The sequence below is a fragment of the Brachybacterium sp. HMSC06H03 genome (assembly GCF_001807385.1).
Classification (GTDB): domain Bacteria; phylum Actinomycetota; class Actinomycetes; order Actinomycetales; family Dermabacteraceae; genus Brachybacterium; species Brachybacterium conglomeratum.
In genome coordinates this window covers 1-11,649 of record NZ_KV788655.1, presented here as the reverse complement: position 1 = coordinate 11,649, position 11,649 = coordinate 1, and the positions used below count along the sequence as shown (strand labels likewise).

General features: G+C 68.9%; 10 protein-coding genes and 1 pseudogene. 6 read left to right on the top strand and 5 right to left on the bottom strand.

What is annotated here, in order from left to right:
• Both HMPREF3159_RS01605 and HMPREF3159_RS01600 read left to right on the top strand, forming a co-directional pair.
• Nucleotides 1-711, top strand: a pseudogene (locus HMPREF3159_RS01605) (DNA polymerase III subunit epsilon); the annotation flags it as partial.
• A gap of 50 nt (nt 712-761) precedes the next feature.
• Nucleotides 762-1,043 (top strand): Lrp/AsnC family transcriptional regulator, encoded by a 282-nt coding sequence (locus HMPREF3159_RS01600; protein ID WP_010550590.1) that lies wholly within the window; start codon nt 762-764, stop codon nt 1,041-1,043.
• An 84-nt stretch (nt 1,044-1,127) separates the two neighbouring features.
• Here HMPREF3159_RS01600 and trpD read toward each other — a convergent pair whose 3' ends face one another.
• Nucleotides 1,128-2,210, bottom strand: coding sequence for an anthranilate phosphoribosyltransferase (gene trpD / locus HMPREF3159_RS01595; RefSeq protein WP_070499345.1), 1,083 nt, complete (start codon nt 2,208-2,210; stop codon nt 1,128-1,130).
• Between the two features lie 237 nt (nt 2,211-2,447).
• Between trpD and HMPREF3159_RS01590 the strand changes: the two genes are divergently transcribed.
• The 4 genes from HMPREF3159_RS01590 to HMPREF3159_RS01575 all read left to right on the top strand — a co-directional run bounded on the left by HMPREF3159_RS01590 (nt 2,448) and on the right by HMPREF3159_RS01575 (nt 6,816).
• Nucleotides 2,448-3,182: an aa3-type cytochrome oxidase subunit III gene (locus HMPREF3159_RS01590; RefSeq protein ID WP_083305743.1), complete on the top strand. Its 735-nt coding sequence runs from the start codon at nt 2,448-2,450 to the stop codon at nt 3,180-3,182.
• A gap of 85 nt (nt 3,183-3,267) precedes the next feature.
• Entirely contained in the window at nt 3,268-4,068 is an 801-nt protein-coding gene (locus HMPREF3159_RS01585; RefSeq protein WP_070499343.1) for a cytochrome bc1 complex diheme cytochrome c subunit, read from the top strand.
• A gap of 8 nt (nt 4,069-4,076) precedes the next feature.
• Entirely contained in the window at nt 4,077-5,138 is a 1,062-nt protein-coding gene (locus HMPREF3159_RS01580; RefSeq protein ID WP_070499342.1) for a cytochrome bc1 complex Rieske iron-sulfur subunit, read from the top strand.
• A gap of 4 nt (nt 5,139-5,142) precedes the next feature.
• A complete protein-coding gene (locus tag HMPREF3159_RS01575; RefSeq protein ID WP_070499340.1) occupies nt 5,143-6,816 on the top strand; it encodes a cytochrome bc1 complex cytochrome b subunit in 1,674 nt (557 codons plus the stop codon).
• A 329-nt stretch (nt 6,817-7,145) separates the two neighbouring features.
• Here HMPREF3159_RS01575 and HMPREF3159_RS01570 read toward each other — a convergent pair whose 3' ends face one another.
• The 4 genes from HMPREF3159_RS01570 to coxB all read right to left on the bottom strand — a co-directional run bounded on the left by HMPREF3159_RS01570 (nt 7,146) and on the right by coxB (nt 11,280).
• The gene (locus HMPREF3159_RS01570; protein ID WP_070499338.1) at nt 7,146-7,424 is read right to left on the bottom strand and encodes a hypothetical protein; all 279 of its coding nucleotides are present in this window, start codon (nt 7,422-7,424) and stop codon (nt 7,146-7,148) included.
• A 790-nt stretch (nt 7,425-8,214) separates the two neighbouring features.
• The gene (locus tag HMPREF3159_RS01565) at nt 8,215-8,631 is read right to left on the bottom strand and encodes an aa3-type cytochrome oxidase subunit IV (protein ID WP_070499336.1); all 417 of its coding nucleotides are present in this window, start codon (nt 8,629-8,631) and stop codon (nt 8,215-8,217) included.
• Between the two features lies 1 nt (nt 8,632).
• Nucleotides 8,633-10,345 carry an aa3-type cytochrome oxidase subunit I gene (gene ctaD / locus HMPREF3159_RS01560; RefSeq protein ID WP_070499334.1) on the bottom strand — a complete coding sequence of 571 codons (1,713 nt, stop codon included), beginning with the start codon at nt 10,343-10,345 and terminating at the stop codon, nt 8,633-8,635.
• Nucleotides 10,342-11,280 carry an aa3-type cytochrome oxidase subunit II gene (coxB, locus tag HMPREF3159_RS01555; protein WP_070499332.1) on the bottom strand — a complete coding sequence of 313 codons (939 nt, stop codon included), beginning with the start codon at nt 11,278-11,280 and terminating at the stop codon, nt 10,342-10,344. The genes ctaD and coxB overlap by 4 nt, the downstream gene beginning before the upstream one ends.
• Between the last annotated feature and the right edge of the window lie 369 nt (nt 11,281-11,649).

Below are 11,649 nucleotides of genomic sequence, written 5' to 3'. Positions count from 1 at the left end.
CTGCGCGGAGCGCGGCTGGCCCGCACGGAGGCCGACGGCTCGGCGCACATCGGTCCCCTCGCCTCCCGGCACGACGCCCAGCCGCTGCGCGGGCTTCTCACCGACGCGGTCATGGGGCGCGGTGCCGCGCTGGAGGCCGATCCCGCGCGCGGCGCGGCCCCGTCGAGCGGGCATCACGAGCGGCTGCGCCGCGCCATGGTCTCCGACCCGCGCGAGGTGCTCGACCATGCCGCCTCCCGGCTGCGCACCCACGTCGACGCGGGACGCTACGAGGAGGCGGAGAAGCTGCGCCGACTGGTCCTCGCCTATCTGGACGCCGCCCGTCGCGCCTCCCGGCTGCGCGCCCTCGCGGAGGTGCCGCTGCTCATCGCGGCCCGGCCCAGCACCGAGGCCGTGATCGGCGGACGCGGCTGGGAGCTGCTGGCTGTGCGCCACGGACGGTTCTCCGGGACCACCCTGGTGCCGGCGGCGAAGGACCCCCTGCCCTTCGCCCGCTCCCTGGCGATGACGGGGACCGGCGAGGCCGAGCTCGCCGCGCCCCTGTGCCAGGGGTATCACCAGGAGGCCGAGATCCTGCTGGGGTGGCTCGAGGGCGAGGGCGTGCGCACGGTGCTGTGCGAGGGATCGTGGCAGGTGCCGGCCCGGGCCCGCTTCGAGGCGGAGCACCTTGCCCGGCGCTTCGCCATGACCTCGACCGCCCCGGGGGAATAGGCTCACGGGAGAAGCCGCTCGGCGCCCCCGCGCCCGTCGAAGGAGAATCCATGATCACCGCCATCGTCTCGATCGTCGTCGACCCCCAGCGCATCCCCGAGGTCGCCGAGGCGATCGTCGACATCGACGGGATCGAGCAGGTCTACTCAGTCACCGGCGACGTGGACCTGATCGCGGTGGCCCGTGTGCGGAACCACGAGGACCTCGCCGGCGTGATCGCCGGCTCGCTCAGCCGAGTCGAGGGCGTCCGGGACACCACCACCAACATCGCCTTCAAGACCTACTCGAAGCGGGACCTCGACGCCGCCTTCGACCTGGGTCTCGAGGGCTGAGAGGCCCTGCCGTCCTGGGCGATCGCACCTCGCCCGCAGGCGGAGGCCGTCCCGGGACGGCGTGGGCCGATCGTCCCGGTCCGCTCAGCCGTTCGCGGCGAGCGACTCCTGGGACGCCCTCGCCCAGCGAGCGAGCAGCGTCGCCGGCGCCCCGCTGTCGAGCGTGGAGACCGCCTCTGCGTGGGCGGCGCGGAAGCGGTCCTCGAAGCAGTCGGCGGCCGGCTGCCCGATGCCGTCGTGGGCGAGGATGCCCGCCGCGGCGTTCAGCAGCACCGCATCCCGGATCGGGCCCATCCGCCCGTCCTTCGCCCCCGCATAGAGGTCACGGGCGACCTGTGCGTTCTCCTCGGCCGTACCCCCGCGGAGCGCGTCGTGGGGGCTGCGGGGGATGCCCAGCAGCGCCGTCGGGTCCAGCAGGCGCGAGCGCACCTCCCCGCCGCGGACCTCCCAGACGTCCGAGGCGGCGCTCACCGTCAGCTCGTCCAGGCCGTCCTGACCGCGGAAGACGAGGGCGCTGGTGCCGCGCGAGGCGAACACGCCGGCGACGGTCGGGGCGATGGCCGGATCGGCGACCCCGACCGCGCTCGCGAGCGGGCGCGCGGGGTTCGTGATCGGTCCCAGGATGTTCATCACGGTAGGGATGCCCAGGCCCTTGCGAGCCTCGGCGGCGAAGCGCATGGAGGGATGGAACACCTGCGCGAAGAGGAAGGTCATGCCGACCTCGCCGACCAGGCGCTCGACCTCGGGCACGGGGAGGTCCAGCCGGACGCCGAGCGCCTCGAGCACGTCGGCCGAGCCCGAGCGGGAGGTCGAGGCGCGGTTGCCGTGCTTGACGACGGTGCGGCCGGAGGCGGCGATCACCACCGAGGCCATCGTGGAGATGTTCACAGTCTGCGCGAGGTCGCCCCCGGTGCCGACGATGTCGATCGCATGCCGCTCCACCGCGACGGGACGGGCGTGGGCGACCATCGAATCGGCCAGGGCCTCGAGCTCCGTGCTGCTGACGCCCTTGGCCTGGAGCGCCACGAGGAAGCCCGCCAGCGGGACGGGACCCGCCTCTCCGGTCATGATCTCGTCCATCGCCCAGCTCGCCTCGGCGTGCTCGAGATGCTCGCCGCGCACCAGGCGCGCGGTGAGCCGGGACCAGGTCGGGGTCTGCTCGCTCATGCCTCGATCATCGCACCTGCGAGCGGGTGCACCGTCGCCCTGGTCACGGATCGGATCACGGAACGGTCACGACGCACGCACATGGCCGATCACCTGGGCGTATCGACGCGTGTCCTGGTTCGTGACAGGCCGTCAGGAGGGCTATGCTGGCACGGTCCGCCCGGGGCGCAGGCCCCGCGATGTGCTCGGTCGTCGTGAACCGACACACCGAATCTGACGACACGACATAATGGTGACGTGACTACTGCGACTCTGCCTGTGCGCTCCTCCCCCGCTGCCGCCCCAGCGGTCGGCCGCCCGAACCCGACGCAGATCGGCACCCTCGTCTGGCTCGCCAGCGAGCTCATGTTCTTCGGCGGCCTGTTCGCGATGTTCTTCACGCTGCGCTCGATGGCGCCGGAGACCTTCGCCGAGGGCCAGTCGAACTTCACCCATGGCTTCGCGCTGCTGAACACCTCGATCCTGGTCTTCAGCTCCGTCACCTGCCAGATCGGCGTCTTCGTCGCCGAGGGCCGCTTCCCCTGGGGCCAGTCGTTCGCGCCGCGCAAGCGCCGCGAGGGCTCGATCTTCAACATCGCCGGCTGGGGGATGATCGAGTGGTACACGCTCACCTTCATCCTCGGCGCGATCTTCGTCTCGGGCCAGGCCTTCGAGTACACGGAGCTCGTCCACCACGGCGTGACCCTGTCGTCCTCGCCGTTCAGCTCGATCTTCTACCTCGCGACGGGCTTCCACGGCCTCCACGTGATCGGCGGCCTCGTCGCGTTCCTGATGGTGCTGATGCGCGCCTACGTCGCGGAGAGCTTCACGGCGCACGAGCAGGTCTCGGCGATCTGCATCTCCTACTACTGGCACTTCGTCGACATCGTCTGGATCGTGCTCTTCTTCGTCGTGTACATGCTCGACCCGATCCTGACCGGCGTCTCCTCCGGCCACGTCATCCCGGTCGACTTCGACTGGACGATCTTCTGATCCGCGCAGCGGCCCCCGGGCCCCACCGCACCCCTGAACTCCTGTCCCTCCCCGTCCGCCCCCTCCACGAATCGAGGTCCGAACCGTGAAGGCTCTCGCCGCACGTCGTCATCACCCGATGGCGCTACTCGTGATCCTGCTGCTCGCGCTCGTCGCGACCGGCGGGCTGTACGCGGCCCTGCAGCCGCAGACGGCCCAGGCCGAGGCCTACACAGAGAGCGACGTCGAGGCCGGAGAGGCTCTCTTCCTCGCGAACTGCGCGACCTGCCACGGCCGTGACGCCGCGGGTCTCACGGATGCCGACGGCTCCACCCTCGGCCCCTCGCTGATCGGCGTGGGCGCCGCCGCCGTCGACTTCCAGGTCGGCACGGGCCGCATGCCCATGCAGGCCTCGGGCGCCCAGGCCCGCCAGAAGCCGCAGCAGATGAACGAGGAGCAGACCCGTCAGCTCGCCGCGTACGTGGCCTCGCTCGGCCCCGGCCCCTCGGTGCCGGACGAGGAGTGGCTGGACACCAGCAAGGGCGACGCCGAGCGCGGCGGCGAGATCTTCCGCATCAACTGCGCCATGTGCCACAACGCGGCCGGTGCCGGCGGTGCGCTGACCCGAGGCAAGTACGCTCCGCCGGTCGTCGGCGTCGAGGGCAAGCACGTCTACGAAGCCATGGACACCGGTCCCCAGAACATGCCGGTCTTCAACGAGACCAACCTCTCGCCCGAGGACAAGCGTGACGTCATCACCTACCTCGAGACCCTCGAGGAGACCGGCTCCCCCGGCGGCATCTCCCTGGGCTCCCTCGGCCCCGTGACCGAGGGCCTGTACGCCTGGACGATCATCCTGTCCCTGCTCCTCGGCACCGCCGTGTGGCTGGGGGCGAAGGCCAAGTGAATGCGAGCATGAACACCAACCCCGACGGCAGCTACCCCACCCGGGTCAGCACCCTCGCCCCCAAGGAGGGCGGCGGGTTCCCCAACCCGGGTCTGCCTCCCCACTCCCCCCGTCAGACCGACATCTCCAAGCCTGCGGAGAAGCGCGCCGAGCGACTCGTCGCCTTCATGTTCCTCCTCAGCGTGGTCGGGACCGTCATCTTCATCGCGGCGTACTTCCTCGTCACTCCGCTGGACACCAACATCTTCGCGGAGGAGGGCACTCCCCGCGCGCTGTGGTGGTCCAACCTCGTCACGGGCCTCGGCCTCGCGATCGCGGTGTTCTTCATCGGCGCCGCGGCGGTGCACTGGGCCAAGACGCTCATGCCCGACGAGGAGTGGGTCGAGGAGCGCCATGACGTCCGCGGCTCCGACGAGACGCGCAAGGCCGCTGCCCAGATGATCACCGGCGGCCTGGCGGAGACCGGCATCGGCCGTCGTCCCGTCATGGTCACCGCGATGGTGGCGGCCCTCGCGGCCCTGCCCATCGCCGTGCTCGCCCCGCTGTCGACGCTGGGCCCGCTCCCGGGCAACAAGCTCCACCACACCTTCTGGGGCCACAACCCGGGCCAGCGACTGGCCCGCGACCACGACGGCACGCCGATCAAGCTGTCCGACGTCGCGATGAACTCGATCTTCCACGTCATGCCCGAGGGCCTCACCCACGAGACCCCGCACCACCTCGAGGAGCGCGCCAAGGCCGCTGCCGTGATCGTGCGCATCGACCCCAAGCTCGCGAAGAACGAGGAGTCGATGTCGATGGGTGTGGAGGGCGTGCTCGCGTTCTCCAAGATCTGCACGCACGTCGGGTGCCCGGTCGCGCTCTACGAGCAGCAGACGCACCACATGCTCTGCCCGTGCCACCAGTCCACCTTCGACGTCACCGACGGCGCCAAGGTGATCTTCGGCCCGGCCCACCGCCCGCTGCCGCAGCTGCCGATCGAGGTCGACGCCGAGGGGTATCTCGTGGCCCCCGGCGACTTCACCGAGCCGATCGGCCCCAGCTTCTGGAACATCCACAAGGACAAGTGATCACATGACGACCACGACTCCCAGCACCCGGAAGCAGTCTTCCGACGGCGACTCCCGCATCCTCAAGCTCGGTGCGGTGGGCGGCGACTTCCTCGACCAGCGCCTCTCCGGCGCCGGCTTCGTGAAGTTCTTCGCGCGCAAGGTCTTCCCGGACCACTGGTCCTTCATGTTCGGCGAGATGGCTCTGTACAGCTTCGTCATCCTGCTGATCTCCGGCGTCTTCCTGACGATGTTCTTCGACCCCTCCATGGAGGAGGTCATCTACAACGGCCCGTACGAGGCGCTCCAGGGCGCCACGGTCTCCCGCGCCTTCGAGTCGACGATGGAGATCGCGTTCGAGGTCAAGGGCGGTCTGCTGTTCCGGCAGATGCATCACTGGGCAGCGCTCGTGTTCATGGTCGCGATCTTCGTGCACATGTTCCGCGTGTTCTTCACCGGCGCGTTCCGCAAGCCCCGCGAGCTCAACTGGCTCATCGGCTTCTCCCTCATGGTGCTCGGCATGGTCGCCGGCTTCTCCGGCTACTCCCTCCCGGACGACGTCCTCTCCGGCAACGGCCTGCGCGTGGTCGACGGCCTGATGAAGGCGATCCCGATCGTCGGGACCTACCTGTCGATGCTGCTCTTCGGCGGCGAGTTCCCGGGCACCGACATCATCCCGCGACTGTTCACGATCCACATCCTGCTCGTGCCCGCGGCGATCCTGGGCCTCATCGCGATCCACCTCGTGCTCGTGGTCGTGCACAAGCACACCCACTACGCGGGCCCGGGCCGCACCAACCGCAACGTCGTGGGACACCCGGTGCTGCCGGTGTTCGGCGCGAAGGCAGGCGGCTTCTTCTTCCTCGTCTTCGGCATCATCACGCTGATCTCGGCGACCACCTCGATCAACGCGATGTGGGTCTACGGTCCCTACGATCCCTCCCCCGTCTCGGCCGGCTCGCAGCCCGACTGGTACATGCTCTGGACCGACGGCGGCCTGCGCCTCATCCCGGGCTGGGAGTTCACGATCTTCGGCTACGTGATCTCGCTGAACATGCTGATCCCGATGGCGATCTACGGCGCGCTGCTCGCCTTCCTCGCCCTCTACCCGTTCATCGAGTCCTGGGTCACCGGCGACGACCGTGAGCACCATCTCGCGGACAAGCCGTACAACGCCCCCGTGCGCACCGGCATCGGCGTCGCATGGATCGTGTCGTACCTGATCCTCGCGCTGGCGGCGACCAACGACCTCATCGCGATCGCCCTGCAGCTCTCGATCAACGACCTCACCTGGCTGTTCCGCATCTCCTTCTTCGTGGCTCCGGTGCTGGCCTTCTACATCACGAAGCGCCTGTGCCTCTCGATCCAGCGTCAGAAGCGCGATCTGGTGCTGCACGGCCGGGAGACCTCTCGCATCGTCCGCACCGGCTCCGGCGACATGATCGAGATCCACGAGCCGCTGGACGAGTACGAGCGCTGGGAGCTCGTCGCCCACGACGACTACCGTCCGCTCAAGGCGGGCAAGGGAGTCTCCTCCCTGCGCGCCAAGGCCACCAGCTTCTTCTTCAAGGACCGCATCGAGCCGGTCACCCCGGCGTCGCTTCGCGAGGCGATGGAGCACGCGGGACACGAGAAGCATCTGGTGGACGAGGCCACGGGCGGCGACTACCGCACACCGGCCGAGAAGGTCATGCACTGACCCGCTGCTGACCGCACCGGACGGCAATCACGGAAGGGCCCCGAGGAGGATTCCTCGGGGCCCTTCCTTCTGCGTCCTGACGCCCCGCCGTCGGCGCCGCCTCTCCCGGAGCGTTCTCCCCCTCCCCCGGCAGCGGACCCCTCCCCCGCGATGCGCCGGTCGCACGGGCGGAGGGAAGGCCTCGTGCCCGCGCCGGCCGCTGCAGCAGCAGATCGCCAGCCCGGCTCATACGTCCGCCCCGAAGCGGCCTGAGCGCTCCGCGGCGACGCGACGGCTCCGAGCGAGGCCCGCCGGACATCAGCGATCGCCGACACGGGCTCGACGAGTCGTCAGTCCGTCAGGGGGCTTCCCACGCCGGCGCGCCCTGTCGCCTCGGAGCGACCGGCGACCGCCTCGACGAGATAGCGGCCGGCGACGAGTCCCAGGCGCCGTTCCGCGCGCCGCAGTGCACGCATCGACCGCAGAGGCGCCGTCGAGGCGTCCAGCCCCGCGTGCTCGAGCACACCGCGGGCCCATGCGACGGCACGCTCCTCTCCTTGCTCGCCGCCGAAGAGCTGGGCGATCTGCGCTCTCGCACGATCACTGGGAGTCCTGCTGGAGCTGATCATCTCGTCCGTCTCCTGATCGTCGTGAGGTAGCACTGCACGAGACGCCCCTCGGCGCCCCTAGACCTGGCGCGTGGTCGTAAGCGACGACCGACGCACAGGGCATCCAGGGCCAAGCTAGCACCGGGCTGCTCCGGAACCACGAGGCCCTGCACCCTTGTGTGCACAGCGGCCATGCCGCCGAAGACGGGATGCCGTAACGACGCCCTCATCACAACGCTATTCGTATGTTCCATCCGGTATCGTCGTTGACCACTGTCCTGCCCAGCTCTACGCACGGCTCATCCACCGGCTCCTCCTGAACCCTTGACCTCGTACGCCGACCTGGCATGAGTACGCATCCGGTCAAGGGCCGCCGACACGTCCTGGCGCCCTTCCCCTCCTCCCCTGTGCCTCGCAACATCGGCCAATGGAGCACATCGTGCTGCGCTCGTGTACTGCCTGCGTGCGCAAGCCCGCCCGTGCCGGAGGTCGAGGAGGGCCGCCGTCGACGAGCAGAGCGCACGCCACGTGGAGCACGCACCCAGACCGAGGACGTCGATCGAGGACGTGCGGACCGCACGTCCTCCGTGTGGGCCGGGCGGTGCGTGCAGCACAGGAGATGGCAGCATCCCAGGCGATGCGTGACCCCGGCTGACGCGACCGCTCCGTCTGCTGCATGTGTCCGAGCAGGCACGACCGGGAGCAGGCACGGCCCCCGGGACGTCACCCGCTGCCGGAGATGCAGGAAGGCCCCGCATCCGAGATGCGGGGCCTTCCGGGGATGCCTCGGAGCGAGGCGAGCGGCGCCGGCTCAATGGGCGTGCTGGCCTCGGGAGAACTCGAGGACCCAGAGCAGGACGCCGTAGCCGGCGAAGAGGATGCCGAAGGCGAAGATCCACCAGCCGGCGGCCACTCCGAGGAAGCACAGCGCGCCTCCGATGGCCGCCCACAGGGGCGCCCAGCTGTAGGGGCTGAAGCTGCCCTGCACACCGGCCGAGCTCTCGAGGTCGCCGTGCTCCTCGTCGGAGGCACCGAGGTCGTTCTTGCGGACCGCGAGGCTGGCGGTCATCGCGATCATGAACGCCAGACCGGTCAGCGCGATCATCGCCGGGAAGCCGACGGTCTCGATGCCGAGGGGCTCGAAGTACCCCGTCAGCAGGCCGTACGCAATGGTGACGACCAGGAAGAAGACGCCGACGATCCAGAAGATCCTTGCGGTTGCTCTCATGTCAGTTGCTCCTGGGGTGGTCGAGAGGCTCCTCCGCGAGCATGTGGTCCTGCAGCGCGACCTCGGGGTGGTGGAGATCGAAGGCAGGGCGCTCGGAGCGCACACGGGGCAGCGAGTGGAAGTTGTGGCGCGGCGGCGGGCAGGAGGTCGCCCACTCGAGGGAGGCGCCGTAGCCCCACGGATCGTCGACCTCGACCTTCTTCCCCTTCAGGTGGGTCAGGACCACGTTGAGGAGGAAGGGCAGCGTGGAGACGCCCATGATGAACGCGCCGACGGTCGAGATCTGGTTCATCCAGTCGAAGCCGTCCTCGGCGAGGTAGTTCACGTAGCGGCGCGGTGCGCCGGCGACACCCAGCCAGTGCTGGATCAGGAAGGTCATGTGGAAGCCGATGGTCAGCAGCCAGAAGTGGAGCTTGCCGATGCCCTCGCTGAGCTTGTAGCCGAACATCTTGGGCCACCAGAAGTAGAAGCCCGCGAACATCTCGAAGACCACGGTGCCGGCCATCACGTAGTGGAAGTGCGCGACGACGAAGTAGGTGTCGGAGATGTGGAAGTCCAGCACCGGCGAGGACAGGATGACGCCGGTCAGGCCGCCGAAGATGAACGTGGTGAGGAAGCCGAGCGTGAACAGCATAGGCGTCTCGAAGGTCAGCGACCCCCTCCACATCGTGCCGATCCAGTTGAAGAACTTCACGCCCGTGGGCACGGCGATCAGCATCGTCATGAAGGCGAAGAAGTCCAGCATGACCGCGCCGGTGGTGTACATGTGGTGCGCCCACACGGTCACGGACAGCGCCGCGATCGCGATCGTCGCGCCGACGAGGGTCTTGTAGCCGAAGATCGGCTTGCGGGAGAACACCGGGATGATCTCCGAGGCGACGCCGAAGAACGGCAGGGCGAGCACGTACACCTCGGGGTGGCCGAAGAACCAGAACAGGTGCTGCCACAGGACAGGACCGCCGTTGGCGGGATCGAAGATGTTCGCGTCGAAGCGGCGATCGGCGCCGAGCGCCAGCAGCGCGGAGGCCAGCGGCGGGAAGGCCATCAGCACCAGCACGCCGGTGATCAGGGTGTTCCAGGTGAAGATCGGCATGCGGAACATGGTCATGCCGGGCATGCGCATGCAGATGATCGTGGTGATGAAGTTGACCGAGCCCAGGATCGTGCCGAAGCCCTGCAACGCCAATCCGAAGACCCACAGATCACCGCCCAGCCCGGGCGAGAACGTCGTGTCCGACAGCGGCGCGTAGGCGAACCAGCCGAAGGACGCGGCGCCCTGCGGGGTGAGGAAGCCGGCCACCACGATGAGCGAGCCGAACAGCGTGATCCAGAAGGCGAACATGTTCAGCCTCGGGAAGGCCATGTCCACGGCGCCGATCTGGAGCGGCACGAGATAGTTCGCGAAGCCGTTGAACAACGGCGTGCCGAACATCAGCAGCATGATCGTGCCGTGCATGGTGAACAGCTGGTTGTACTGGTCCTTGGAGACCACGACCTGCAGTCCGGGCTCCCACAGCTCGGTGCGGATGCCGAGCGCGAGCAGGCCGCCGAACGCGAAGAACGCGAAGGCCATGCCCATGTACATCATGCCGATCAGCTTGTGATCGGTGGTGGTCAGCAGCTTGAAGAACTGGCTCCCCAGAGTGGTGGGGCGCTCCTCCTGGAACCGCGCGGGCGCCGTGGTGGTCGGCGAGGCGGTGACGTCGGTGCTCACTGGTCGTCTCCCTCGTTGCCGCTGGTCGCGGTCTCCTCGGTGTAGCGAGGACCGGCGTCGTCATGCTTCTCGCGCATGCTCCACTCCTCCTCGTTGCGGTTGAGGTCCACGCCGAGCTGGCCCTCGTAGCCCTGCTGCCGCAGCTCCTCCATGTGCGCATCGTAGTCCTCCTGGGACACGACCTTCAGCGTGAAGAGCATGTCGGAGTGGTACTCGCCGCACAGCTCGGCGCATTTGCCGGAGTACTCGCCGATGCGCGTGGGGGTCACCTGGAAGCTGGTGGTGTGCCCCGGAATCATGTCCTTCTTGTACAGGAAGTCCACGACCCAGAACGAGTGGATGACGTCGCGCGAGTCGAGGCGGAACTCGACGGTCTGGTCGACGGGCACCCACAGCTCGGGCAGCGACTCCGCGGCGCCGGGCTCGCCGGTGGCGAAGGACTGCACGCCCGCGGGCTCGTGGACGTTGTCGTCGACGTAGTTGAAGTCCCAGCTCCACTGCTTGGCGACGACGTTGACTGTCACGTCGGGCTCGGCGACGTGCATCTCGATCTCTCGGGCATCGCGCTGGGTGAAGTAGAAGAGCGTCAGCACCATCACCACGGGCACGAGCGTGAACATCAGCTCGAGCGGCACGTGGTAGCGCAGCTGGATCGGGAAGCCCTTGTCGTTCTTCCGGCGGCGGTAGGCCACCGCGCACCAGATGGTCAGGCCCCAGATGACGAGGCCGACGAGGACCAGCACGGACCAGGACCCGACCCAGAGGTTCGTGATCCTCTCGGTCTGGCTGGTGACCTCCTGTCCGTCGTCGGGGCCGGGGAGGAACCCGCGCTGCTGCGCCTGGGTGCAACCGGCGAGGACCAGTGTGGCCAGGGCGAGGCCGACTGCCGCTGCGCGACGGCCGCGCCGCGCGCGCTTGGGGACCTGGGGGATCACAGGGGATGACCTTCCGCTCGTCGTCTCCTGCCCTCGTCGCCGACCCGGACGGAGGTTCCGGGGCGGCTCCGCGGCGCGGAGCTGGTACTGACGTGGGCTGAACACACCCACAGTGCCGCGCCCACCCCTGAGGAGCGAGCCGTGGCGGACCCGGGAAGGCCCGTCACTTGACGGCACCTCGTCATCATACGGCGTCCGACGGGCGGTGCGGGCACTTCGACCCACCGTGGACCTCCCCTTTCGCGGCGCCGTGACCGGTCCGTGATCTGCACGTCGCGACGATCACACCCGCAGCGCCCCGGGAGGGCGCGGTCACTGGGCGCGGAGCGCATGCGGAAGGGCCCGGGCCACGTCGCGAGGACGTGGCCC

Bases quoted from the DNA above. Each gene is read 5' to 3' on its own strand.
- trpD (WP_070499345.1), bottom strand. From the start codon at position 2,210: ATGAGCGAGCAGACCCCGACCTGGTCCCGGCTCACCGCGCGCCTGGTG.
- HMPREF3159_RS01600 (WP_010550590.1), top strand. From the start codon at position 762: ATGATCACCGCCATCGTCTCGATCGTCGTCGACCCCCAGCGCATCCCC.
- HMPREF3159_RS01575 (WP_070499340.1), top strand. From the start codon at position 5,143: ATGACGACCACGACTCCCAGCACCCGGAAGCAGTCTTCCGACGGCGAC.
- HMPREF3159_RS01565 (WP_070499336.1), bottom strand. From the start codon at position 8,631: ATGAGAGCAACCGCAAGGATCTTCTGGATCGTCGGCGTCTTCTTCCTG.
- HMPREF3159_RS01570 (WP_070499338.1), bottom strand. From the start codon at position 7,424: ATGATCAGCTCCAGCAGGACTCCCAGTGATCGTGCGAGAGCGCAGATC.
- HMPREF3159_RS01580 (WP_070499342.1), top strand. From the start codon at position 4,077: ATGAACACCAACCCCGACGGCAGCTACCCCACCCGGGTCAGCACCCTC.